Below are 24,559 nucleotides of genomic sequence, written 5' to 3' on the forward strand. Positions count from 1 at the left end.
GGGCCCCGGGCAGATTGCCCGGGGCCCCTCAACGGTACGGAGCCTCAGGGAGCATGGGGCCCGGCAGAACACCGTGCGCCCGCTCCATGTGCGGCTGCGTCAGTTGTCGACCTCGCCGCGGATGAACTTCTCGACGTTCTCGCGGGCCTGGTCGTCGAAGTACTGAACCGGCGGGGACTTCATGAAGTAGGAGGACGCGGAGAGGATCGGGCCACCGATGCCGCGGTCCTTGGCGATCTTCGCGGCGCGCAGGGCGTCGATGATGACACCGGCCGAGTTCGGGGAGTCCCAGACCTCGAGCTTGTACTCCAGGTTCAGCGGGACGTCGCCGAACGCGCGGCCCTCCAGGCGGACGTAGGCCCACTTGCGGTCGTCCAGCCAGGCCACGTAGTCGGACGGGCCGATGTGGACGTTCTTCTCGCCGAGGTCCCGGTCGGGGATCTGGGAGGTGACGGCCTGCGTCTTGGAGATCTTCTTGGACTCCAGGCGCTCGCGCTCGAGCATGTTCTTGAAGTCCATGTTGCCGCCGACGTTCAGCTGCATCGTGCGGTCCAGGATGACACCGCGGTCCTCGAACAGCTTCGCCATCACGCGGTGCGTGATGGTCGCGCCGACCTGCGACTTGATGTCGTCACCGACGATCGGGACACCGGCCTCGGTGAACTTGTCCGCCCACTCCTTGGTACCGGCGATGAAGACCGGGAGGGCGTTGACGAACGCGACCTTGGCGTCGATGGCGCACTGCGCGTAGAACTTCGCGGCGACCTCGGAACCCACGGGCAGGTAGCAGACGAGAACGTCGACCTTGCGGTCCTTGAGGATCTGGACGATGTCGACCGGCGCCTCGGCGGACTCCTCGATGGTCTCGCGGTAGTACTTGCCGAGACCGTCGTGGGTGTGGCCGCGCTGGACGGTGACGCCGGAGTTCGGCACGTCGCAGAGCTTGATGGTGTTGTTCTCGCTGGCACCGATGGCGTCCGCGAGGTCGAGACCGACCTTCTTCGCGTCGACGTCGAAGGCGGCGACGAACTCGACGTCACGCACGTGGTAGTCGCCGAACTGGACGTGCATCAGACCGGGCACCTTGCCGGCCGGATCGGCGTCCTTGTAGTACTCGACGCCCTGGACCAGCGAGGCGGCGCAGTTGCCCACGCCGACGATGGCTACGCGAACCGAACCCATTCCGGTTGCTCCCTGTGTGTTTTGGATGTTCCCGATGAGGACCCGCGGAACTGCGGGGGCCTCACTTTGAGGTGTCGTCGGACGGATCCGGCGGGGTGTCACCCCGGCGCCGGGGCAGGCCGTCCGTCTCTCCTGCGGTGTTCTGCTGAGCTTCGCCCCCGGGCGAGGACCGTCGCTGGTCCCGCCCGGAGCGCTCGCTCTCGATGAGCTCGTTCAGCCAGCGCACTTCGCGCTCCACGGATTCCATGCCGTGCCGCTGCAGCTCAAGCGTGTAGTCGTCGAGGCGCTCGCGGGTGCGGGCCAGAGAGGCCCGCATCTTCTCCAGCCGCTCCTCCAGCCGGCTGCGCCGGCCTTCCAGCACCCGCATCCGCACCTCGCGCTCCGTCTGGCCGAAGAAGGCGAAGCGGGCTGCGAAGTGCTCGTCCTCCCAGGAGTCGGGGCCGGTGTGCGAGAGCAGCTCCTCGAAGTGCTCCTTACCTTGCGCCGTCAGCCGGTAGACGATCTTGGCGCGGCGTCCGGCCAGTGAGGATGCGGGAGCGACCGCGCGGGCGGTGGCGGGCGGGGCCTCGGAGGGGACGGCCCCCGGCTCCTCAGCCAGCCACCCGTTGGCGACCAGCGCCTTGAGGCAGGGGTAGAGGGTGCCGTAACTGAAGGCGCGGAAGATGCCCAACGAGGTGTTGAGGCGCTTGCGCAGCTCGTAGCCGTGCATCGGAGACTCGCGGAGCAGACCGAGAACGGCGAATTCGAGGATGCCTGAGCGTCTGCTCACCTTCGCCTCCTCCTTCTCCGAGTGCTGCTGGCGCTCCTGCGAAGCCCCATGCCGAGTGCGTGTATCGAGCTGATGTGCCGAGCGGATGTATCGACTCGATACATCCCGACGATAGATCGGTACCCGCGATGCGACAAGAGGGGTCATCGTGAACGGCGTCACATCGTGAATTCGTAGGCACCGACTTGCGTTGTTTGGGGTGAAGTTCGGCCCTAGGAGGGTTTTGACCGTGCGTAGTCTGTGCGGCATGCAGACCACCGGGAACCGCGAGACGCGCTCACGCGTCAGTCTTCGCGGACCAGCCGGACGCATGGCGGACGAGCCTGCCGGAAGGCTGGTCCGCAATTCGGGGGACCGGATCTCAACTGCCGCTTCCAGGCGCTCTCGCCTGCCCGAGGAGTAGTCGTTCGATGAGCGAGCACCGTCGCAAAACGCCCGAGCCGCAAGGTGGCGGGCGCGCAGCGGCCAGACGAGCTGCCCAGCAGTCCTCAGGACGCCGCGCCGCTCCGTCACGTGGAGTAACCTCCGAGTCACCTTCAGGTTCGCACAGCGGAGGCGGTCCGCACGGCGGACGCGCCGAAGCCCGCCGGGCGGCTCAGCGCGGGGGCGCGGGCCGCGGTGGCGGGGGCGGCGGCCGTCGCCGCGGCGGTGGCGACGGAGCGCACGAAGAGCCCGGCAGGGGACGCGGCCGCAAGGCCCGGCGCCCCGCCAAGAAGCGCTTCATCGATTACCCGCGCGCCGAGAAGGACGGCCTGTGGCGCTGGATGCCGTCGTGGAAGCTGGTCACCGGCCTGTGCATCGGCTTCCTCGGGATGCTCATGGGGGTCGCCACCATCGCGTACGCGATGGTCGGGAAGCCCAATATCAACGAAGCGGCGAAGGCACAGAACAACGTCTACCTCTGGGACGACGGCACGCAGATGATCGCCACCGGCGGTGCGGCCAACCGCCAGATCATCGAGTACGAGCAGATCCCCGTGGCGATGCGGAACGCCGTCATCTCGGCCGAGAACAAGTCCTTCGAGCACGACCAGGGCATCGACCCCATGGGTATCGCCCGCGCCCTGTTCAACATGGCCACCGGCGGTGAGACCCAGGGTGGTTCGACGATCACCCAGCAGTACGTGAAGAACTCGCGCCTGTCGCAGGAACAGACCCTGAGCCGGAAGTTCCAGGAACTCTTCATCACGCTCAAGGTCAACAACGACATGAAGAAGAGCGAGATCATCAGGGGCTACCTCAATGTCGCGTACTACGGCCGCGGCGCCTCGGGGCTCCAGGCGGCGGCCCGTGCGTACTACGGCAAGGACGCCGTGGATCTGAACCCGAGCGAGTGCGCGTTCATGGCCTCGCTGCTCAAGGGCGCCTCGTACTACGACCCGGCGGGCGCCCCCGAAGTCGACTCCAAGCAGGCGACCAAGGAGCTGAACACCGAGCGGGCCAAGAAGCGCTGGAAGTGGATCCTCGACGAAGAGGTGAAGGACGGCCGCCTCTCGCAGGCGGAGCGCGCCAAGTACACCAAGTTCCCGATGCCCGATCCGCCGAAGCAGAACGCCCAGCTGGGCGGTCAGACCGGCTATCTGGTCGAACTGGCCCGCAAGTACTTCCTCAGCAACAACACCAAGGGCATCACGGCGGAGATGCTGGCCCGGGGCGGCTACCAGATCCAGACGACCTTCAACAAGGACAAGGTCGAGGAACTCGAAGCCGCGGTCAACAAGGTCTACAAGAACAAGATCGACCCGAAGGCGCGCCCGAAGACGGACACCCACGTCCAGTTCGGCGGCGGCTCGGTCGACCCCAAGACCGGTGCCATCGTGGCGATCTACGGCGGTCAGGACGCGACCAAGCACTTCACCAACAACGCCAACCCGACCGGTGCCCAGGTCGGTTCGACCTTCAAGCCGTTCGTACTGGCGGCGGCGATGGAGTACGGCAAGCGCAACCCGGCACTCGGGCCGGAGCAGGGGCCGGGGGAGCGTACGAAGATCTCGCCGCTCAGCATCTACAACGCCGACGACCTGCTGAGGATCAAGAAGTACAACGGCCAGATCTGGGCCGACGAGAACGGCAAGGAGTGGCGTCAGGCCAACGACGGCCACGAGTCGCGGGGCGACATCACCCTGCGCGAGGCGATGCAGTGGTCCGCCAACTCCCCGTACGTACAGCTCGGCATGGACGTCGGCACCGACAAGGTCAAGGACATCGCCATGGCCACGGGGCTGAAGGACGATGGCAGCCTGGCGAACGCGACCGTGCCGTCGTTCTCCATCGGTACGTCCTCGCCCAGCGCGATCCGGATGGCCGGCGCGTACGCGACCTTCGCGGCCAGCGGCCAGCAGCGTGAGCCCTTCTCGGTCTCCGAGGTGAAGCAGGGCGGCAAGGTGGTCTACCGGCACGAGGTCGCCAACAAGCGCGCCTTCGACGCCGCGATCGCCGACAACGTCACCGACGTCCTGAAGAACGTCGTCGAGAAGGGAACGGGTACCCCCGCGCGGCTCCCGGGCCGGGACGTGGCGGGCAAGACGGGTACGACGGACGACAACAAGTCCGCCTGGTTCGTCGGCTACACGCCGCAGCTTTCCACCGCCATCAGCATGTACCGGCTCGATGACAACGAGAAGAACAAGGGCCGTAAGTTCGAGAAGATGTACGGCACGGGTGGTGAGAGGACCATCCACGGTGCGTCGTTCCCGGCCCAGATCTGGCACGACTACATGGCGGGCGCACTCGAGGGCGAGAAGATCGAGAACTTCCCCGAGGCGGAGCCGATCGGCGACAAGGTCTACGGCGGTGGCGCACAGAGCCCCACGCCCACGCCCGAGCACACGACTGATCCGTCACCGACCACCTCGGAGACCGAGACGCCGCCGGAGACCACGCCTCCGGCGTCCCCCGACCCCGGCGAGAGCTGCGGCCGGTTCGACTGGGACTGCCAGCACAACGACGGCGGGACCAGCAACGGAGCCACCGGCGGGGATACCACCGGCGGCGGCGACCCGTCGACGACTCCCCCGCCATCGACCAACGGGAACTGGAACGGCGGCAACGGAAACGGCGGCAACGGCAACGGAAACGGCAACACCACCACCGGCAACATCTTCGGCGGACCGGCCGGCTAGCACCGCGTCGGCCGGATGACGTCCGGCCGGCCGATGTCCGCAAGGCCAGGAAGACACGAGGGCCGCCGCACCCCCCGGGGTGCGGCGGCCCTCGTCGTCCCCTGCGCCCCGTACGGCAGGATGTGCGGCATGCCAAGCGCAGAAGACACCAGCGTGCACCAGCACCAGGAACGGTCCGTCGTGCGGCCCACGCACCAGGACGAGGTCGCCGCGGCGGGCAGCGAGCTGATCGGCGGGCCGTCGGGGCGCTGGGCCCGGATGGGCAGCGCGGCGCTCCCGCCAGCGGCCGTCGTCGCTCTGGTGGCCCTCGGGACCTTCGCGCTGGGCATGGTGCAGAAGCTGCCCTGCTACAACTGGGCGTGGTTCAGAGGCGCGGGCTCGCAGTACACACACGCCTGCTATTCGGATATCCCGCATCTGTTCGCCGCGCGCGGCTTCTCCGACGGTCTGGTGCCGTACTTCGACCGGCTGCCCGGAGACATGCAGTACCTGGAGTACCCCGTTCTGACGGGGCTGTTCATGCAGGTCGCGTCCTGGCTGACGCCGGGCGGGTCGCTTCAGTACCGCGAGCAGATGTACTGGATGGTCAACGCGGGCATGCTGATGATCTGCGCGGTGATCATCGTCGTCTGTGTCGCGCGTACGCACCGGCTCCGTCCCTGGGACGGGCTGCTGGTGGCCCTCGCCCCGGCCTTCGCGCTCACCGCGACGATCAACTGGGACCTGCTGGCCGTCGCGCTGACGGCCGCGGCGATGCTCATGTGGTCCCGCGGCCGGGTACTGGCCTTCGGCGTGCTCATCGGGCTCGCCACGGCCGCCAAGCTCTACCCCGTGTTCCTGCTGGGGCCGGTGTTCGTCCTGTGCTGGCGGGCGGGCAAATGGCGGGAGTTCGGCACGGCCACGCTCGGGGCGGTGGCGTCCTGGCTGGTGGTGAACCTGCCGGTGATGGTGCTGGCCCCGGAGGGCTGGAAGAAGTTCTACACGTTCAGCCAGGAGCGGGGCATCGACTTCGGCTCCTTCTGGCTGGTCATCACCCAGCGCACCGGCGAGGGCATCGAGGTCGCGACCGTCAACACCGTCTCGACCCTGACGACCGTCGCCCTGTGCGCGGCCATCGGCGCGCTGACCCTGATGGCACCGCGCAGGCCGCGTTTCGCGCAGCTCGCCTTCCTCGTCGTCGCGGTGTTCATCCTGGTCAACAAGGTCTACTCACCGCAGTACGTGCTGTGGCTGATCCCGCTGGCCGTGCTGGCCAGGCCGCGCTGGCGGGACTTCCTGATCTGGCAGGCCTGCGAGGTCATGTACTTCCTGGGGATCTGGCTGTACCTCGCTTACACGACGAGCGGCGAGAAGCACCAGGGGCTGCCCGCGGAGGGGTACCAGCTGGTGATCGCCCTGCACCTGCTGGGCACGCTCTACCTCTGCGCCATGGTCGTACGGGACATCCTCCTGCCGGAGCGGGATCCGGTGCGGCGCGACGGCTCGGACGATCCGTCCGGCGGGGTGCTCGACGGGGCCCCGGACGTGTTCGTGCTGGGCCGGGCGGCGCGTCCGGCGCGGGAGGAGCACCCCGCGGTCGAGGGGCCGCGGGTGGACTGGGGCGTGGAGCGGGAACCGGCCACCGACTGAGAAGGCCGGGCCGCCACCCCGTACGGAGCGGCGGCCCGGCCCCCGGCAGGCGTACGTCGTGCGCGTACGCCTCACCGGTCCGTCTCAGTGTTCGACGAGACGGTCGAACTGGGTGGTCGTGTGGCGCAGGTGGGCGACCAGCTCGTCGCCCACCTTCGGCTCCTGGGCGTCCGCCGGGACGAACAGGATCGACACCTGCATGTGCGGCGGCTCGGCGAACCAGCGCTGCTTGCCCGCCCAGACGAACGGCGACAGGTTGCGGTTGACGGTGGCCAGTCCCGCGCGCGCGACCCCCTTGGCGCGCGGCATCACGCCGTGCAGGGCCTTCGGAGCCTCCAGGCCGACCCCGTGCGACGTACCGCCCGCGACGACCACCAGCCAGCCGTCCGACGCGGCCTTCTGCTGGCGGTAGCCGAAGCGGTCGCCCTTGGCCACGCGCGTCACGTCCAGCACGGAGCCGCGGTATTCCGTCGCCTCGTGGTCGCCCAGCCACAGGCGGGTGCCGATACGGGCGCGGAAGCGGGTCTGCGGGAACTGCTGCTGGAGCCGCCCCAGCTCCTCGGCGCGCAGATGGCTGACGAACATGGTGTGCAGCGGCAGCCGGGCCGCGCGGAGGCGGTCCATCCAGGCGATGACCTCCTCGACCGCGTCCGAGCCGTCCGTGCGGTCCAGCGGCAGGTGCAGGGCGAAGCCTTCGAGCCGTACGTCCTCGATGGCGGCGTGCAGCTGCCCGAGCTCCTCCTCCTTGACGCCGTGGCGCTTCATCGAGCTCATGCACTCGATGACGACCCGGGCGCCCACCAGGGCGTGTACGCCGTCCACGGAGGACACGGACCGCACGACGCGGTCGGGCAGCGGCACCGGCTCCTCTCCCCGGCGGAACGGGGTGAGGACCAGGAGGTCGCCGCTGAACCAGTCCTTGATACGGGCGGCCTCGTAGGTGGTTCCGACGGCGAGCATGTCGGAGCCGAAACGGATGGCCTCGTCGGCCAGCCGCTCGTGGCCGAAGCCGTACCCGTTGCCCTTGCAGACCGGGACGAGGCCGGGGAACTGGTCGAGGACGGATTTCTGGTGCGCCCGCCAGCGCGCGGTGTCGACGTAGAGGGAGAGCGCCATGGCCGGTCCGGAACCCTTCTGGTGCGGCGGTGTGGGAGGTGTGTGGTGCGGGAGGTGTGTGGTGCCGAAGCCCCATTGAAACCAATGAAGCCGGTTTCGTCAGCGGGGCGGGAGGTGTCGGCGGAAGCGGATCAGGGGTGTATCAGTGGCGTACGGGCGGCGCATAGGCCTGTCCGGACGCCGCTGGACACGTGCCGGACACGCGTCAGCGGCGCGACATATAGATGTCGAGCGCCTTGTGCAGCAGCTTGTTGAGCGGGAAGTCCCACTCGCCGAGGTACTCGGCCGCCTGCCCGCCGGTGCCGACCTTGAACTGGATCAGGCCGAAGAGGTGGTCGGTCTCGTCCAGCGAGTCGGAGATCCCGCGCAGGTCGTAGACGGTGGCGCCCATGGCGTACGCGTCGCGCAGCATCCGCCACTGCATCGCGTTCGACGGCCGGACCTCGCGCTTGTGGTTCGCGGAGGCGCCGTACGAGTACCAGACGTGCCCGCCGACGATCAGCATCGTCGCGGCCGCGACGTTCTCGCCCTCGTGCCGGGCGAAGTAGAGCCGCATCCGGTTGGGGTCCTCGGTGTTGAGAGCCGTCCACATGCGCTGGAAGTAGCTCAGCGGACGCGGCCGGAAGCGGTCGCGCTCCGCCGTGATCTCGTACAGCCGCTGCCACTCGGCGAGCTCGGTGTAGCCGCCCTGGACGACCTCGACACCGGCCTTCTCGGCCTTCTTGATGTTGCGCCGCCACAGCTGGTTGAAGCCCTTGTGGACGTCTTCGAGCGAGCGGTTCGCCAGCGGCACCTGGTAGACGTAGCGGGGCTGTACGTCACCGAACCCGGCGCCGCCGTCCTCGCCCTGCTGCCAGCCCATCTTCCGCAGCCGGTCCGCCACCTCGAAGGCGCGCGGCTCGATGTGGGTGGCCTCGACATCGCGCAGCCGCTTGACCTCGGGGTCCTGGATGCCCGCCTTGATGGCGGGCGCGTCCCAGCGGCGGATGATGACCGGCGGGCCCATCTTCACGGAGAAGGCGCCCTGCTGCTTGAGGTGCGCCAGCATCGGCCGCAGCCAGTCGTCCAGGTTCGGCGCGTACCAGTTGATGACCGGGCCCTCGGGCATATAGGCGAGGTACCGCTTGATCTTGGGGAGCTGGCGGTAGAGCACCAGGCCCACCCCGACGAGCTGCCCGCTCTTGTCGAACCAGCCGAGGCTCTCCGAGCGCCACTCCGCCTTCACGTCCGCCCAGGCCGGGACCTGCATGTGACTCGCCGCGGGCAGGTTCTGGATGTACGCCAGATGCTGCTCTCGGCTGATGGTCCTCAGGGTCAGGCTCATGCGGGGCGCTCCTCGGCAGGTGTGTCCCCATCGGTCAGGGGCTCCGGCTCTCGCGCCGAAGCCTACTGTGACCGCCGAGCGCGCCGTCTGGCCCCATGTACGGGAACGGCGCGAGGTCCCTGGGCGGATCCTCGCGCCGTTCCGGCCGACGCTCGCGGGTCAGCCCACGATGCCGCCGAAGAGGCCGCCGTGGGCCATGCCCAGGAAGAAGCCGATGGCGGCCGCGCCCATGCCGATGACCAGCAGGAACCGTTCACGCGTAGTCACCGAGATGTACTGCCCGTACGCGCCCGTGAGGATTCCGACGAGTCCAGCCCACGAACTGAGCAGATGCAGGTTGTGGAACATCGCCGTCACGAAGGCGAGCACGCCGAGCACCACCGTCACCGCCACCAGGGCCTGCTGGAGCGGATGGCTCCTGCCGTCCGTGGCGAGGAGCGAGACGGGGGGACGGGGTCCTATTGCCTGTGCCATGAGTACCTCCTGGCTGAACGGGGCGCGTGGTGGCGCCGCTCACACCCGATGTGTCCAGATTGCGTCTCCTGACCACCGGATTTCAACCGGAAGCGGGTCAGCGGGTACTCTGTACGGTCTGCACCGGTGTCTGCCCAGGCCAGCCCGGCGGCCCCTCTCCATGGAGGGTGTTGTCGGCGGCGGCCGTTCGATCCGGCGACACTGGTGCTTACGCATCACGACCCTCCTGCCACGGAACGACCGTGGCCGCTGAGTCCAAAGGAGGTGGGTTCCACATGCGTCACTACGAGGTGATGGTCATCCTCGACCCCGATCTCGAGGAGCGCGCTGTCTCCCCGCTGATCGAGAACTTCCTCTCCGTCGTCCGTGAGGGCAACGGAAAGGTTGAGAAGGTCGACACCTGGGGCCGTCGTCGTCTCGCTTACGAGATCAAGAAGAAGCCCGAGGGCATCTACTCGGTCATCGACCTGCAGGCCGAGCCTGCGGTCGTCAAGGAGCTCGACCGCCAGATGAACCTGAACGAGTCGGTCCTCCGGACCAAGGTCCTCCGCCCCGAGGCCCACTGAGCTTTCCGCTCAGCGGTCATCGGGTCCGAGTAGCAGCAGCAAGCAGCCAGAAGCAATCCCGCCGAGAGGTTCACCCATGGCAGGCGAGACCGTCATCACGGTCGTCGGCAATCTCGTCGACGACCCCGAGCTGCGCTTCACCCCGTCCGGTGCGGCGGTCGCGAAGTTCCGTGTCGCGTCCACTCCCCGCATCTTCGACCGGCAGACCAACGAGTGGAAGGACGGCGAAGGCCTGTTCCTCACCTGCTCGGTCTGGCGGCAGGCGGCGGAGAACGTCGCCGAGTCGCTCCAGCGCGGCATGCGTGTCGTCGTGCAGGGCCGGCTGAAGCAGCGGTCGTACGAAGACCGCGAGGGCATCAAGCGCACGGTCTACGAGCTGGACGTCGAGGAAGTCGGCCCCAGCCTGAAGAACGCCACGGCCAAGGTCACCAAGACCACCGGTCGCGGCGGCCAGGGCGGCCAGGGTGGATACGGCGGTGGCCAGCAGGGCGGCGGCAACTGGGGCGGCGGTCCCGGTGGCGGTGGCCAGCAGGGTGGCGGCGGCGCTCCCGCCGACGACCCGTGGGCCACGAGCGGTCCGTCCGGCGGCCAGCAGGGCGGCGGCGGAGGCGGCTGGGGCGGAAGCTCCGGCGGTTCCGGCGGCTCTGGTGGCTCCGGCGGCGGCTACTCGGACGAGCCCCCCTTCTAGGGCGGCTCGATCCCCACTTCTTGATCACACAGGAGAAACATCATGGCGAAGCCGCCTGTGCGCAAGCCTAAGAAGAAGGTCTGCGCGTTCTGCAAGGACAAGACCCAGTACGTGGACTACAAGGACACGAACATGCTGCGGAAGTTCATTTCCGACCGCGGCAAGATCCGTGCCCGCCGCGTGACCGGCAACTGCACGCAGCACCAGCGTGACGTCGCCACGGCCGTTAAGAACAGCCGTGAGATGGCGCTGCTGCCCTACACGTCCACCGCGCGATAAGGGAAGGGTGACCGAATCATGAAGATCATCCTCACCCACGAGGTCTCCGGCCTCGGTGCTGCGGGCGACGTCGTGGACGTCAAGGACGGGTACGCCCGTAACTACCTGGTTCCGCGTGGCTTTGCCATCCGCTGGACCAAGGGTGGCGAGAAGGACGTGGCGCAGATCCGCCGCGCCCGCAAGATCCACGAGATCGCCACGATCGAGCAGGCCAACGAGATCAAGGCCAAGCTCGAGGGCGTGAAGGTCCGTCTGGCCGTTCGCTCCGGCGAGGCCGGCCGTCTCTTCGGCTCCGTGACCCCGGCTGACGTCGCCTCGGCGATCAAGGCCGCCGGTGGCCCCGACGTCGACAAGCGTCGCGTCGAGCTCGGCTCGCCGATCAAGACGCTCGGCGGACACCAGGTGTCCGTGCGTCTGCACCCCGAGGTCGCTGCGAACCTCGGCATCGAGGTCGTCGCTGCCTAAGGGCACGGCTCACTTGAGCAGGTGAAGGGCCGCACCCCTCGGGGTGCGGCCCTTCACCGTTTCACGTGAAACGGTGAGCTTCGCGGGAACGGTTTCACGTGAAACGGCGGATCAGCGGGCAGCTCCGGTGACCACCCACTTGCCAGAGCGTGTGCGGAGCCAGAGCGTCACCAGGCGGACCGTCATCATCAGCGTCATTGCCCACCACAGGGCTGTCAGGCCGCCACCGGCTACCGGAACCAGCAGGGCGACCGGGGCGAAGACGGCGAGAGTAACGAGCATGGCCCAGGCGAGGTATCGGCCGTCACCGGCTCCCATCAGCACTCCGTCAAGCACGAAGACCACGCCGGCGATCGGCTGGGAGAGCGCCACCACCAGCAGCGCCGGGACCAGGGCGTCCTGGACGGAGCTGTCGCTGGTGAACAGGGGAACGAACAAGGGGCGGGCCAGCACGATCAAGGCCCCGAACACCACTCCGGAGACGACACCCCACTGCACCATGCGGCGACAGGCCTCACGTGCGCCCTTGGCATCGTCAGCGCCCAGATACCGGCCGATGATCGCCTGACCGGCGATGGCGATGGCGTCAAGGGCGAAGGCCATCAGGCTCCAGAGCGAGAGGATGATCTGGTGGGCCGCTATCTCGGTGTCGCCGAGGCGGGCGGCGACGGCTGTGGCGATCATCAGGACGGCACGCAGCGAGAGCGTACGGACCAGCAGCGGAACGCCCGCCTGGGCGCTGGCCCGGATTCCGGCGGCGTCCGGGCGCAGTGAGGCGCCGTGGCGTCGTGCTCCTCGTACCACCACGATCAGATAGGCGGTGGCCATCGCGACCTGTGCGATCACGGTGCCCCAGGCGGATCCGGCGATCCCGAGACCGGCGCCGTAGACCAGACCCGCGTTGAGGGCGCCGTTGGCGGCGAAGCCTCCGATGGCGACGTACAGCGGGGTCCTGGTGTCCTGGAGGCCGCGGAGCACCCCGGTCGCGGCCAGCACCACGAGCATGGCCGGGATGCCGAGGCTGGAGATTCTCAGATACGTCGTCGCATAGGGGGCCGCCGTGTCGGAGGCTCCGAAGACGCCCACCAGCCACGGTGCGGTGGGAAGGGTGACGGCGATGACGGCGGCGCCCAGCAGTAGCGCCAGCCAGATGCCATCCATGCCCTGCCGGATCGCCGAGGCGAGATCGCCCGCGCCGACCCGTCGTGCCACGGCCGCGGTGGTGGCGTAGGCGAGGAAGACGAAGATGCTGACGGCGGTGGTCAGCAGAGCGGCGGCGACGGCCAGACCGGCCAGTTGCGGGGTGCCGAGATGGCCGACGATGGCACTGTCGACCATCACGAAGAGCGGCTCTGCCACGAGTGCGCCGAAGGCCGGAACGGCGAGTGAGATGATCTCGCGATCGTGGCGACGGCGGCTGGGCGGCGGGGGTGCCGGGACCTGGGTCATGAGGGCCAATCTAATCTTCCACAGGTAATGGATGCAATGCGCTTCTAGTCCTTACATTTGTTGAGGTCCCGTGTTCTCCCCCGCGGTGTTTGTCGTGATCTTGTGTCGAGCAGGAAAGTTTTTCTCCCCCACAGCCCGTGGACGGGGAAAGCGCAGGTCAGCGCGGTGATGGAGGGGGTGCTATGAGTTTGTCCACAGTGCTGTCCCCCGCTCCGTACACAGGTTCTGAGGGGTTCTCCACAGCATCTGGTCCGTCGTCCACATGGCCTGTGGATAACCAGATTGGCTGACGGTGCCGAGCGGCCTACCGTGGACCGACGCCCGCACTCCGTTCCGGACTTGGAACCACGCAGAACTCGACGCGCCGGAACCGGAGTCGGGCGTCTTGTTTGTCGGTGCTGTGCCGTAAGAAGGAGTGGCATGGCGAGGTCCGCGGAGCGGACGGGAGGAGGAGGCCCGGTGAGTATCCCCGAGCCCTTGGACGACCCCTGGGCCGAGTCCGGTCCCAGCGATCGCCTGCCCGTTTCCCGGCAGCGCCGTGCCGAGGGCCAGGGCCGCAGCGAGCAGCACGAGCGCGGCAGGGAGAGCGGCGGCTGGGACAGCGGCTCCTCCGGTTTCGAGCGGGTGCCCCCCCAGGACCTCGACGCCGAGCAGTCGGTCCTCGGTGGCATGCTCCTGTCCAAGGACGCCATCGCGGAAGTCGTCGAGGTCATCAAGGGCCACGACTTCTACCGTCCCGCGCACGAGACCATCTTCCAGGCCATCCTCGACCTCTACGCCAAGGGCGAGCCGGCCGACCCGATCACGGTCGCGGCCGAACTGGTCAAGCGCGGTGAGATCACCAAGGTGGGCGGGGCTCCGTACCTGCACACCCTGGTCCAGTCCGTGCCGACCGCGGCCAACGCCTCGTACTACGCCGAGATCGTCCACGAGCGGGCGGTGCTGAGACGGCTCGTCGAGGCCGGTACGAAGATCACGCAGATGGGATACGCGGCCGACGGCGATGTCGACGACATCGTGAACTCGGCGCAGGCCGAGATCTACGCCGTCACCGAGCAGCGCACCAGCGAGGACTACCTGCCGCTGGGCGACATCATGGAGGGCGCGCTCGACGAGATCGAGGCGATCGGCTCGCGCAGCGGCGAGATGACGGGTGTGCCCACGGGCTTCACCGACCTCGACGCCCTCACCAACGGACTGCACCCCGGCCAGATGATCGTCATCGCGGCCCGTCCGGCCATGGGTAAGTCCACGCTCGCCCTGGACTTCGCACGGGCCGCGTCCATCAAGAACAATCTGCCGAGCGTCATCTTCTCCCTCGAAATGGGACGCAACGAGATCGCCATGCGTCTGCTGTCCGCCGAGGCGCGGGTCGCCCTGCACCACATGCGGTCCGGCACGATGACGGACGAGGACTGGACACGGCTGGCCCGCCGGATGCCGGAGGTGTCGACCGCGCCGCTCTACATCGACGACTCCCCCAACCTGTCGATGATGGAGATCCGGGCGAAGTGCCGTCGGCTCAAGCAGCGCAACGACATCAAGCTCGTGATCATCGACTACCTCCAGCTGATGCAGGCCGGTGGCTCCAAGCGTTCCGAGAGCCGCCAGCAGGAGGTCTCGGACATGTCGCGAAACCTCAAGCTCCTGGCCAAGGAGCTGGAGGTCCCGGTGATCGCGCTCTCGCAGCTGAACCGTGGCCCCGAGCAGCGCACCGACAAGAAGCCGATGGTGTCCGACCTGCGTGAATCCGGCTCCATCGAGCAGGACGCGGACATGGTGATCCTGCTGCACCGCGAGGACGCGTACGAGAAGGAGTCTCCGCGGGCCGGTGAGGCGGACATCATCGTCGGCAAGCACCGAAACGGCCCCACGGCCACCATCACCGTCGCCTTCCAGGGCCACTACTCCCGCTTCGTGGACATGGCGCAGACCTGATCAGGGGGGAGGGGCCGACTTAGTCCAGCGGTCGAGTCCGGACCTCGGCGATACATCAGCACACGGTCCTTGTGCCCCAGTTCTCCTGACGCGGAAGTTCCAGAGCTTTTCTGCGGAGAGGGGACGTTGTGGGTACCCGGACGATCGGGGTGGACTGTGCTCTGCCTCGGCGAGCGCGGGCGGCGCTTGGCGGTGCCAGGGGCGCGCGGTCTCGCTGCGGGGAGGGGCGACAGCGCTGTCGAGAAGCTGATGAGGCAGTGTCGCCCGGCCCAGGTGGGGCGGGCGAAGCGGTGGCGTACGTTCCGCAGGCCGGCAGAGACAGAGACACCACTGCGGCTCCCGCTGGTGCGCCACGGTCGGCGGTCACGTTCTCCACCAGCGCCGCCTGGAGCTCGCGCGGCTGACGCTGGCTGGCTTCGCCCCCCCAGGTGGCTGCGGTCCCTCCTCGAACGTTCCCCCTCAGTCCCCGGCCGGGGGCAGGACGCAGCGACCTGGGGGGCTTCCGTGCCACTCCCGTGAGCGTCTCGCAGGCGATAGCGTGCGCCCATGGCCTGGCGGGGACCGATGTACCGGATGGTGGACGGGGAGAGAGTCGATGGGGCCTGGTGCCACATCTGGCGGCGTTATCGACCAGGCAGTGAGTACTACCTCGACGACCTGATGGTCTTCGCGGATGGAGCGATCACCTGCGGAGCACGTACGGACCTGGCCGGCCTTGAGGAGATGCTGGCAACGGGCCGACTGGCGGTCGCCAACCCTGAGACTCCGCCTCTTCCCGACGAATCATCGAAGTGGGCCTCCCGTCACGGCGAACCGCTGACACCAGAGGGGTTTCTTCTGGAAGTCGCTGATCGCATCGAAGCGCTCAACGGGCGACCAACTGCCGGGCAGCGTTGCCGGGCTGCGATCCGACGCTTTCAGCAGGAGCCGACCGAGTCCAACCGGGCACTTCTCCGGGCGGCGTATCTCGCGGTTCCGCCGCATCTTCGGATCTACGTCCTCGGAGACATGGACTGCCAGGACCGTCCCTTGCGGATCCTGCTCACGCATATGGGCGAGGCCGTCGACGGCGACGGCCCGGTAGTGACAGCGGAGATGCATCAGGACGTCCTGGACTACTTCGGCCGCGGAGACCGGGGAGTCCAGAGTGAGCAGGAGCGGCGAGCCGTCCAGCATGCCGACGACCCTTCGCAACCCGGCCGACCGGCTCTGGTCTCGCACGAAACCGTGTACCCGCAGGGGTGGCCCGAGGAGCCGGGCCTGTTCATGCTCCGCAACGACTTCCCTGCGCAGATCGTGTTCGCCGGTGACTCCTATGCGTCCGTACTGCATGGGTACTGGGCGTTGTCGGCGGCCGACGCTTCTGACGGAAGCAGAATCCGGGATGCGGCCTCCGGCAGAGAGGCGCATGACCTGGGTGGCCGGGCAACGCGCCGGAGTGACTGGCCCGACGTTCGGCTCGCGGTCATGGCAGCTCTCCTGCGCGCGAAGTTCACGCAGCACCCAGAACTCGCCCAGGTCCTCGTTTCCACAGGGGACGCCAGGATCAGCTACACGGGCCTCTCGGACTCACCCTTCTGGCGAGATGTCCCCGACGACCGGGGACGAAACTGGATGGGGCGGTTGCTCGAGCTGACCCGCTCCGAGCTTGTCGCCCAGCAGGTGCTCTGGCCCGAGAAACCCGGTGCGCTGAACCAGGAAGAGTTGCTGAGCGGTGAGAGCGCTCGCCTGCGCGTACATCGCGAGTAGGTGTGCCGGACTCCATCCGCTCCCTACAGGGGGCTGGGCGGGCTCAGCTGTTCAGGGCTCAGCTGTTCCGGGACCGGCTGTTCCGGAGCTGGCTGACCTGCGGCGGCCAGTCGGCGGCCGGGTCCTCGGTGAGCAGCGGCCGGAGAGCGCCGAGAGCCGCGCCGACGCAGATATCGCGCAACTGGGTGCGGGTACAGGTCGCGTGGGTGAGCCAGTCGACGCAGAGGACCTGGACGAAGACCAGCCAGCTTCTCAGGACGCCGGACACGGCCACGCGCGCACCCTCGTCCGCGAGGGGGAGCACGGCCAGCAGCCGTGTGCGGAGCGCGTCCAGCTCGTTCGCCATGATCGTGTGGATCACGGGATCACCCGCGAGGACCCGGTTCGCGGCGAGGACAGCGTGGCGGTTCGCCACGAAGTAGTCGAGATGGACCTCCATGCCCTGGATGAGCTGCTCCACCAAGGAGTCTGCGGGGTCGATCCGGGTCTCGGCGAGCAACTGGTCCGCGGCCTGCTGGTAGACGGCCGCGAAAAGGGCGTGCTTGCTGGGGAAATGACGGTAGAGCAGAGCGCGGGATACGCCAGCTGCTTCGGCGACCTCCTCCATCAGGACCTCGTCGTAGGGACGTGCGGCAAAGAGCCGCGCTCCGACGCCGAGGAGCTGGGCGCGGCGGTCGGCGGGGCTGAGTCGTTGGCGGGGAGGCACGGAAGAAGGCTACTTGACATGTGTCTACTAGTGCATCCAGCCTAGTAGACACATGTCAACCAGTCTGGACCGGCACAGCTCGGAGGGGTCATGGCAAGAACTCTGCGCGTACTCACACGGTTGATGGGCTGGTCCAGCGTGGCGATCGGCCTCTACCACGTGCTCCTCGGCAACGCGGCGATCCCTGGAGCTGGTTCCGCCGGACCGACGATCGACAGTTGGGGCCGGTTCATGGGAGCCAGTTTCGTCGGCTATGGGCTGGCGTGGCTCTGGACCGCGCGGCAGCGGCCCGTCCCGGCCCGTTCCGTGCGGTGGCTGGCAGGTGTCTTCCTGCTCGGCGGCGTGGGGCGGTTGCTCTCGCTCGCCGTGCACGGCTGGCCGCACGGCTTCCAGGTGGCGCTGGCCGTGATCGAACTCGGCCTGCCCCCGCTCTTCTTCTGGCTGGCCGACGCGGACGAGCGCGCCCGGAGCGGCGACGCGAAGGCCGTGGCCGCCAGGCCGTGAAGGTGCCGTGGGCGGCGGGCCGGGCCCGCCGCCCCACACGCGGCTCCGCCCGCCGGGCACGAGGTGGTCAGGAGCCTGGGCGCAGCCCTGGGAGCCGGGAGGAGGTGCGACACCCGGTCCGGCGCGGCCCGCTGCCGAAGAGGGGCCGGGGCGGGCTTCAGGAGCCGGTCGCCGCTTCGGCGCGGAGCCAGTAGACGCCGTCCGCCCGGTCGAGGACGTCCAGCTCGATGAGGTAGCGGCGGAGGGCCACATGGTCGGTGCCGGAACCCTCGCTCCAGACGCGCAGGATGTCGTTGACGGCCCGCTCGGGGTAGCGCTCGCCGGAGCGGAAGGACCGGTGGGCGAGGTGGGCCAGGACGGTGCGGCGGCGGCCGAGGCGGGAAGGGACGCCGAGCAGGCGGTCGCCGTCGACGAAGGTCCGCAGCAGAGAGTCCGTGCTCTCGTCGCCGGTGCCGGGTTCGGCGGCGGCAGCGGTCCGTTTGGCCCTGGCGGGGGAGCGCAGAACCTCCTTGAACGTGCCGCTGGCGGCGGTGAGCTGGCCCTTGTCGTCGGCCACGAGGCCGCCGCTGGTGAGCTTGCGCAGGGCGAGAGTCACGTCCTTGGCCTTCACGCCGGTGGCGGACGTGATCTCGGCGGGCGTCACCGCGCCCAGCACGACCGCAGAGAACACCCGCAGCCGTGTCTCGTCCGCGAGCAGACCTGCCAAAGCCTGTGCTGTCACTGAGCGGTTCCTCGATTCGTTCGATGTGCGCGTCATGCGTCGTCCGTCGTGCGTCGCTAGTGGATCGTCGTCCGCCGTCCGTCGGATGCAGTGTCATCGACACGGGGCGCACACAGATAGTCCTTTTCGTGTCCCGAGTCGGCCTGCCGCCGAGCCCGCCTTCCTATCTGCCACAGCGGCGGGGAACCGCTCCGTACAGCATGATCGTCAGATCCAGATGTGACTGAAGCGACGCCCGTGCTGACCGATGACCACCGCCAACTGATCTCCGACCTGTCCGGCATCGTCAATGACTATCCCTCCGTGGACCCGGAGACGACTCTCGTCGTGCTCGCCGACGACGCGGCGGAGGCCGTCGGCCGCGGCGGCGGCCTGGCGGGGCGCCGGGAACGGACCGGGTACGCGATCCTCCTGTACGCCACCTGCTGGTACGTCTCGGCACGTGTTTTCAACAAGTCCCTGTTCACGGCGTACGCGGAAGCCCTGGAGGGGCTTCAGGCCCTGCTCGACCCCGCCGCCTGCGCCTGCCCTGCCGGGGCCCACCCAGCCGATCTGGACTCGGAGTACGGGATCGAGGCCGGTGTCTGTCTGCTGAGCGAGGCCGGGCGTGCGGTGTTCGCCGAGGACTACGACCTTGAGGACGCGGAGCTGGCGGCGTTCGACTGCGAGGGCTTCCTCGCGGAGCTCGTCGGCCAGGCGGCGGGCCGGGTGCGCGAGGGGCGCCAGGAGGTCTTCGGCGGCATCGACGTCTCCTCTCTCGACGCGCGGTTCCTCCGGGAGGACGGCGGGATCGACATCGTCGCCATGCAGGAGGCGATCCAGCGCACCTGGGAGCAGAACACCGGCCCGGTCGCGTTGTGGGCGGCCCGGCGCATGCTCTCCGGACAGCTGCGGGACACGGAGCGGCTCGGCCTGTTCCTGTGCCTCTGGATGGGCGTCGCCCAGACGTACGAGGGGCTGCCGCCCTCCTACGCGCGGGACCTGGCCGCGGCCCTCGCCACCATTGACCTTGACGTCAGTTGCGACCACCCGAAGCACCCCTGGGACACCGCGGATGCCACCACCCGGAGCCGGTACCGCGCGGTGGTCCACCTGTACGCGCCGGAGGAGCACTCGGACACTCCCGTACCTGCCGAGCTGTCGGACCGTGAGCTGTGGGAATGCCCGGTGCAGTACGCGGAGTTGGCACGCAGAGCGCTGGCGGACCTCAAGGGCTGGCGGGTCATGCGCGGTGGCGAGGGGGAGGACTGGGAGGACTGAACGGCCCTGTCCGGCCCCGGCCCCGGCTCGGGGAATCAGCTCTGGCCTTGGTCCGGGGAATCAGCTCTGGCCCGGCCTCGGCCGCGGCCCCTGCCCCACCTCGGCCGCGGCCCCTGTCCAGCCTTGGCCGCGGCCCGGTCTCAGACGGGGAAATGAGGTCGCTACCGCCCGGTTCTCCGGGTAGTTCTTGACCATGACCTCCGAACCCGAACAGTTGCTTCCCAGTACGCGGCGCGCTCTGATGCACCGCATCGCCACCGCGCAGTCGGAGGGCCGCGCCCCCTCGCTGGTCGCCGCCGTGCAGAGAGAGGGAGAGATCCTCTGGAGCGGCTCCCGCAGCTGCGTGGACGGACATGCCCCGGACGGCGATACGCAGTTCCGGATCGGTTCTCTCACCAAGACCTTCACCGCGGTGCTGGTGCTGCGGCTGCGCGACGAAGGGCTGCTGAACCTGGACGACCCGTTGGAGAAGCACCTTCCGGGCACCGGCGTAGGTGACGTCACGGTCCACCAACTGCTGGGCCACAGTGCGGGGCTCGCCGCCGAGTCCCCCGGTCCCTGGTGGGAGCGGACGCCGGGCACACTGCGGCCCGAGCTGACCGATGTGCTCGGCGAGCAGACGCGGATGCATATCCCGGGCCACCGCCACCACTACTCGAACCCCGGCTACACACTGCTGGGCTCACTGGTCGAGCGGGCACGCGGGACGAGCTGGGAGCAGGCGTTGCGGAGCGAGATCCTGGAACCGCTCGGCATGCGCCGTACAGGCTCCCAGCCGGAGGCGCCGCACGCGGGCGGCTGGGCCGTGCACCCCTGGGCCGACGTGATGCTGCCGGAACCGGCCGAGGACCTCGGGCTGATGGCCCCGGCCGGCCAGCTCTGGTCCACAACGGACGACCTCCTGCGTTTCGCGGCCTTCCTGGTGGAGGGAGACGACCGGATCCTCTGCGCCGACTCCGTGGAGGAGATGCGTGTACCGGCCGCTCCGGCCGGGTCCGGCGACTGGCAGTCCGGCTACGGCCTGGGGCTTCAGGTGGTCCGGGACGGTGACCGCACGCTCTTCGGGCACACCGGATCGCTGCCCGGCTTCCTTGCCGCCCTGTGGATCAGCGTGGAGGACGATGTGGCGGCCGTCGCTCTCGCCAACACGACGGCTGGGCTGGCGATCGGTGAGGTGGCCGCCGGACTCGTCGGCATCGTGGCCGAGGCCGAGCCCCGTATCCCGGAGCCCTGGCGCCCGCTGCCCGAGTCTGAGGTGGATGCTGGCCTCCTCGCGCTGACCGGCCCCTGGTACTGGGGCACGCGCGCGAATGTGCTGAGACTGGCCCCGGGCGGCGGGCTGGAACTCGCGCCGATGCACGGTGCCGGTCGCGGCGCCCGGTTCGTTGCCGGGGACGACGGCACCTGGACCGGTCTGGACGGCTACTACGCGGGGGAAGTGCTGCGGGTGGTCCGGAACGACGACGGCAGCGTGAACCACCTCGACCTGGGGTCCTTCGTCTTCACACGCGAACCGTACGACCCGGCCGCGGCCGTTCCCGGTGGTGTGGACGAGGGCGGATGGCGCGGGCTGGGTGACTGACCCCATGTTTCACGTGAAACGGCCTCATTTCATGTGAACGGCTCTGTTTCACGTGAAACACCAGCTCTGTGTCTGGTTCAGGCGGTCAGTTCCCGCTCCAGCGGGGTACGGAAACGTGGTGTGATCCGTGCCGGACCCACCCACCGGGAGAACCGGGATGCTTCTGCCTCGATCGCGGCGGAAGCATCCCGCCCGACATCGGACAGCAGCCGCCAGACCGGCTCGCCGTCAGCCCGCTGGGCCCAGCCGCCTACGATCCGGCCGTTCCACCACACGGACGGGCCGATATTGCCGGATCGGTCGAAGAGGGCTTCACGATGCGCGATCGGCAAGTGGAATCCGCGATCGGCCCACCCCATGGCGCTGGGGTCGAGAGCCGGGAGCAGAGCGGCCCAGGGCTCGGGAGCGGGTTCCGGGTCCAGGTCCTGGGGCAGTACCCACCCGGTGGCGCCGCCGTCCAGCAGGACCTGCTCGGCACCGATGGCTGCCAGGGCCTTGCGGGCCTGGCCCAGGCTCCAGCCCGTCCACCACTTGAGGTCGGCCTCGGTCGCCGGTCCGTAGGAGCCGAGCCAGCGCCGGGCCAGATCCGCCCGTGCCTGCTCGGGCTCCTCGACGGGCCAGGGGTCGGAGATCGTCCAGCGGAACTGGCTGGAGGTCCAGGAACCTCGCGGACGGTCCCGGCGGATGCGGCCTTCGGCCGCCAGGATGCGGATGACGCGGGAGGCGACGCCCTGCACACCCTCGGCCCTCTTGCCGGGGAAGACCGTGATCTTCGTGCGCAGCGCCGCGACGACGGCGGAGAGCTCGGTGCCGGTGGCGGTGCCCCGGTCGGTGAGCGCGGTGAGGGTCTGCTGCTCGGTGTCGGCCAGCCAGCGTTCGTCCAGCCCGTTGCCGTCCTCCGCCAGGTGCTTGAGGAAGGTACGGCGCTCCTTGGCAGCCACCGCCCGGGCGTTCGCCGCGTCGACGCAAGGGGCGAGTTCCCGGGGTACGACGAAGAGGGTGTTCCGCATGGAGAGCTGGCGGACCAGCGAGACGTCCCCGTAGAGGGCCTGTTCCACCGGGGCGATGTCTGCCTCGGTCATACGCGCGCAGGCGGAGAGGAAGACGGTGGCGGCATCGGTGGCGTGCAGTGCGACAACGGCCTCCGCCACGGACACGGGGGAGGCGGCCCGCGCGGACGGGGCCAGGAGGTGGCGCCGGCCGAGCCGAATTCTGCGCTGTTCATCGCTGATGCGGTACACGGCCGGCCTCCTGGGCTTGCGGTCAGGTCAGAGGGTGAGCTTGAACCCCACATGACTGGCGGTGAAGCCGAGCCGTTCGTAGAAACGGTGGGCATCGGTCCGGGTCGCGTCGGACGTCAGCTGGACCAACTGACAGCCCAGGCGCCGGGATTCCTCTACCGCCCATTCGATCATCAGGGTACCGAGGCCACTGCCGCGCTCCTCGGTGTGAACGCGTACGGCCTCGATGATCGTGCGGCTCGCGCCGCGCCGGGAGAGCCCGGGGATCAGACTCAGTTGCAGGGTTCCTGCAACGCGGCCCTTGTGCACAGCGACGACGAGCCGCTGGTTCGGGTCGTCCGCCAGCCGCTGGAACGCGGTGAGATACAGATCGAGGTCGTCCGGTGACTCGCGCTGTGCGCCCAGCGGATCGTCGGCGAGCATGGCCACGATTGCAGGGATGTCGTCGGGAGTCGCAGGCCGTATATCGAGATCGGTCATGATCGGCAGGGTACGCAGGTCACGCGGGCGGCGCTGGTTCGCGCCGCCCGCGCGGATGCCGGCAACGTCAGCCTGTCGCCACGGTCAGCGGGGCGTAGCGACGCCTCCAGTCACCGGGCAGGTCCGAGGCCCCGAGCGTCATCACCGTGGTCGCGGACGAGGGCAGCAGCCCGCGCTGTTCCAGGCGGTCCAGCAGATCGGTGTGACGTGCGTCGATGTCCGCGCGCAACGGTAGATCCGTCGCTGCCGAGAGAGCGGCGACGAGCGCCTCGGCGGTGTCGGTGTCAGGCGCGATCAGCGGGCCGACCACATGGGTCCGGTCGCTCGGCCAGAGGGCCGCGTACCCGACGATCTCGTCCTGGGCCCGTGCGACCCGGATGTGGTCGGCGAAAGCGGGAAGCCGGGCGAGGACGTGGGTCCGGTCGGTGCCGAAGGCGCCCGTGTCCAGCCGGATGATCGCTCGAAGGTCCTCCGCCGTGGCCGGGTGGATGGTCGCGACGCCGCGAGGTTTCTCGTCGCCCGGCCGGTAGTGGCCGGTCACCCGCTGGGTGCGGCCCACGACCGTGAAGCCCAGCCGATCGTAGAGCGGTTGTCCTGCGGCCGTCGCGTAGAGACTGAGCGGGGTGCTCCCGTGCTCTTCCAGTACTCGCTCCATCAGGTGCCGGGCGATGCCCTGCCGTGCGTACCGCTCCGCGACGAGCAGCATGCCGACGGCGGCCAGGTCCGGTCCGTAGGAGGTCACCACGCAACTGGCCATCAGTCCCTTGCCCCCGGGGTCGTCCATGCCGTAGCCGGTTCCGGCGGTGAGGAGCAGTCCCCACCTCTGCTCGTCGCGTGGCCAGCCACGGTCCTCGCAGAGGTCGGCACAGGCGACCAGGTCGCTCGGGGTCAGGCGCCGGACAGGCAGTTCGGCGAGCGAACGGGGCAGTGAGCTGGGCATGAGCGTCAGGCTCTCCGACGAGAGAGCCGCGCGTCCACCCCTTTACCTGTTCCTGGTTTGAGTTGTTTCACGTGAAACACACTGCTCGGAACGGTCGAACCATCCGGAGTATCCGGAACGGGGTGACTGGTATTCCGCGGCCAGTAGACGCCGCCGGGCGCGCACGCCGTCGTACGCCGCAGGTTCTGCCGCTCTTCTCGCCGGGGGCGTTGTCGTGAGGAGATCGTGGACGAGTACCGCTGGCTCATGGCCCGGAGAGCTGGGTGCACGGCATGCTTTGGCCGAGGCACTGCGGTGAGTGACCGAAAGCGATCGGTGGGCCGATCGTGCCCGCGGTCATGGAGCCGTGGCCGGTGCCGGTGCACAAGCGACCAC

General features: G+C 68.9%; 22 protein-coding genes. 11 read left to right on the forward strand and 11 right to left on the reverse strand.

Annotated features, from left to right (window positions below; translation table 11 throughout):
• Positions 1-99: 99 nt before the first annotated feature.
• Positions 100-1,182, reverse strand: a complete 1,083-nt coding sequence (locus ACFVWY_RS01550; RefSeq protein ID WP_389866029.1) for an inositol-3-phosphate synthase — start codon at positions 1,180-1,182, stop codon at positions 100-102.
• 61 nt (positions 1,183-1,243) lie between these two features.
• Positions 1,244-1,951 (reverse strand): helix-turn-helix transcriptional regulator, encoded by a 708-nt coding sequence (locus tag ACFVWY_RS01555; protein WP_389866032.1) that lies wholly within the window; start codon positions 1,949-1,951, stop codon positions 1,244-1,246.
• A 410-nt stretch (positions 1,952-2,361) separates the two neighbouring features.
• Here ACFVWY_RS01555 and ACFVWY_RS01560 point away from each other — a divergent pair, with 410 nt between their 5' ends.
• Both ACFVWY_RS01560 and ACFVWY_RS01565 read left to right on the forward strand, forming a co-directional pair.
• Positions 2,362-5,073: a transglycosylase domain-containing protein gene (locus ACFVWY_RS01560; RefSeq protein ID WP_389866035.1), complete on the forward strand. Its 2,712-nt coding sequence runs from the start codon at positions 2,362-2,364 to the stop codon at positions 5,071-5,073.
• Positions 5,074-5,202: 129 nt separating this feature from the next.
• Positions 5,203-6,702, forward strand: coding sequence for a glycosyltransferase family 87 protein (locus tag ACFVWY_RS01565; protein ID WP_389866037.1), 1,500 nt, complete (start codon positions 5,203-5,205; stop codon positions 6,700-6,702).
• An 84-nt stretch (positions 6,703-6,786) separates the two neighbouring features.
• On the opposite strand, the gene ACFVWY_RS01570 is transcribed toward ACFVWY_RS01565, so the two are convergent.
• The 3 genes from ACFVWY_RS01570 to ACFVWY_RS01580 all read right to left on the reverse strand — a co-directional run bounded on the left by ACFVWY_RS01570 (position 6,787) and on the right by ACFVWY_RS01580 (position 9,616).
• Entirely contained in the window at positions 6,787-7,818 is a 1,032-nt protein-coding gene (locus tag ACFVWY_RS01570; protein ID WP_389866040.1) for an alanine racemase, read from the reverse strand.
• 205 nt (positions 7,819-8,023) lie between these two features.
• The gene (locus tag ACFVWY_RS01575) at positions 8,024-9,142 is read right to left on the reverse strand and encodes a lipid II:glycine glycyltransferase FemX (protein ID WP_389866043.1); all 1,119 of its coding nucleotides are present in this window, start codon (positions 9,140-9,142) and stop codon (positions 8,024-8,026) included.
• A 159-nt stretch (positions 9,143-9,301) separates the two neighbouring features.
• Positions 9,302-9,616: a hypothetical protein gene (locus ACFVWY_RS01580; protein ID WP_389866046.1), complete on the reverse strand. Its 315-nt coding sequence runs from the start codon at positions 9,614-9,616 to the stop codon at positions 9,302-9,304.
• Between the two features lie 275 nt (positions 9,617-9,891).
• On the opposite strand from ACFVWY_RS01580, the gene rpsF reads away from it, so the two are divergent.
• The 4 genes from rpsF (at position 9,892) to rplI (ending at position 11,614) form a co-directional block, all read left to right on the forward strand.
• On the forward strand, positions 9,892-10,182 hold the full coding sequence (gene rpsF, locus ACFVWY_RS01585; RefSeq protein ID WP_030115097.1) for a 30S ribosomal protein S6: 291 nt from the start codon (positions 9,892-9,894) through the stop codon (positions 10,180-10,182).
• A 76-nt stretch (positions 10,183-10,258) separates the two neighbouring features.
• A complete protein-coding gene (locus ACFVWY_RS01590; protein WP_389866048.1) occupies positions 10,259-10,870 on the forward strand; it encodes a single-stranded DNA-binding protein in 612 nt (203 codons plus the stop codon).
• 42 nt (positions 10,871-10,912) lie between these two features.
• Positions 10,913-11,149 (forward strand): 30S ribosomal protein S18, encoded by a 237-nt coding sequence (gene rpsR, locus ACFVWY_RS01595; RefSeq protein WP_003967857.1) that lies wholly within the window; start codon positions 10,913-10,915, stop codon positions 11,147-11,149.
• A gap of 18 nt (positions 11,150-11,167) precedes the next feature.
• A complete protein-coding gene (gene rplI, locus ACFVWY_RS01600; RefSeq protein WP_389866050.1) occupies positions 11,168-11,614 on the forward strand; it encodes a 50S ribosomal protein L9 in 447 nt (148 codons plus the stop codon).
• Between the two features lie 111 nt (positions 11,615-11,725).
• On the opposite strand, the gene ACFVWY_RS01605 is transcribed toward rplI, so the two are convergent.
• Positions 11,726-13,063, reverse strand: coding sequence for an MATE family efflux transporter (locus tag ACFVWY_RS01605; RefSeq protein WP_389866052.1), 1,338 nt, complete (start codon positions 13,061-13,063; stop codon positions 11,726-11,728).
• A 459-nt stretch (positions 13,064-13,522) separates the two neighbouring features.
• Here ACFVWY_RS01605 and dnaB point away from each other — a divergent pair, with 459 nt between their 5' ends.
• Together dnaB and ACFVWY_RS01615 are read left to right on the forward strand one after the other, a co-directional pair.
• Positions 13,523-15,001 (forward strand): replicative DNA helicase, encoded by a 1,479-nt coding sequence (gene dnaB / locus ACFVWY_RS01610; RefSeq protein WP_389866054.1) that lies wholly within the window; start codon positions 13,523-13,525, stop codon positions 14,999-15,001.
• Between the two features lie 546 nt (positions 15,002-15,547).
• The gene (locus ACFVWY_RS01615; RefSeq protein ID WP_389866057.1) at positions 15,548-16,750 is read left to right on the forward strand and encodes an NADAR family protein; all 1,203 of its coding nucleotides are present in this window, start codon (positions 15,548-15,550) and stop codon (positions 16,748-16,750) included.
• 58 nt (positions 16,751-16,808) lie between these two features.
• On the opposite strand, the gene ACFVWY_RS01620 is transcribed toward ACFVWY_RS01615, so the two are convergent.
• Entirely contained in the window at positions 16,809-17,456 is a 648-nt protein-coding gene (locus ACFVWY_RS01620) for a TetR/AcrR family transcriptional regulator (RefSeq protein ID WP_389866059.1), read from the reverse strand.
• A 90-nt stretch (positions 17,457-17,546) separates the two neighbouring features.
• Between ACFVWY_RS01620 and ACFVWY_RS01625 the strand changes: the two genes are divergently transcribed.
• Positions 17,547-17,960 (forward strand): DUF4345 domain-containing protein, encoded by a 414-nt coding sequence (locus ACFVWY_RS01625; RefSeq protein ID WP_389866062.1) that lies wholly within the window; start codon positions 17,547-17,549, stop codon positions 17,958-17,960.
• A gap of 157 nt (positions 17,961-18,117) precedes the next feature.
• Here ACFVWY_RS01625 and ACFVWY_RS01630 read toward each other — a convergent pair whose 3' ends face one another.
• Positions 18,118-18,681 carry a DUF2087 domain-containing protein gene (locus tag ACFVWY_RS01630; protein ID WP_389866064.1) on the reverse strand — a complete coding sequence of 188 codons (564 nt, stop codon included), beginning with the start codon at positions 18,679-18,681 and terminating at the stop codon, positions 18,118-18,120.
• Between the two features lie 219 nt (positions 18,682-18,900).
• Here ACFVWY_RS01630 and ACFVWY_RS01635 point away from each other — a divergent pair, with 219 nt between their 5' ends.
• Together ACFVWY_RS01635 and ACFVWY_RS01640 are read left to right on the forward strand one after the other, a co-directional pair.
• Complete coding sequence (locus tag ACFVWY_RS01635; RefSeq protein WP_389866067.1) at positions 18,901-19,941, forward strand: hypothetical protein; 1,041 nt, start codon at positions 18,901-18,903, stop codon at positions 19,939-19,941.
• A 193-nt stretch (positions 19,942-20,134) separates the two neighbouring features.
• The gene (locus ACFVWY_RS01640; protein WP_389866069.1) at positions 20,135-21,523 is read left to right on the forward strand and encodes a serine hydrolase domain-containing protein; all 1,389 of its coding nucleotides are present in this window, start codon (positions 20,135-20,137) and stop codon (positions 21,521-21,523) included.
• 77 nt (positions 21,524-21,600) lie between these two features.
• Here the strand turns inward: ACFVWY_RS01640 and ACFVWY_RS01645 are convergent, their stop codons facing one another.
• The 3 genes from ACFVWY_RS01645 to ACFVWY_RS01655 form a co-directional block, all read right to left on the reverse strand.
• Positions 21,601-22,764: a winged helix DNA-binding domain-containing protein gene (locus tag ACFVWY_RS01645; RefSeq protein WP_389866071.1), complete on the reverse strand. Its 1,164-nt coding sequence runs from the start codon at positions 22,762-22,764 to the stop codon at positions 21,601-21,603.
• A gap of 27 nt (positions 22,765-22,791) precedes the next feature.
• Entirely contained in the window at positions 22,792-23,244 is a 453-nt protein-coding gene (locus ACFVWY_RS01650) for a GNAT family N-acetyltransferase (RefSeq protein WP_389866073.1), read from the reverse strand.
• A 67-nt stretch (positions 23,245-23,311) separates the two neighbouring features.
• On the reverse strand, positions 23,312-24,184 hold the full coding sequence (locus ACFVWY_RS01655) for a GNAT family N-acetyltransferase (RefSeq protein WP_389866075.1): 873 nt from the start codon (positions 24,182-24,184) through the stop codon (positions 23,312-23,314).
• Positions 24,185-24,559 lie beyond the last annotated feature (375 nt).

This window comes from Streptomyces sp. NPDC058195, assembly GCF_042883525.1.
Lineage (GTDB): Bacteria > Actinomycetota > Actinomycetes > Streptomycetales > Streptomycetaceae > Streptomyces.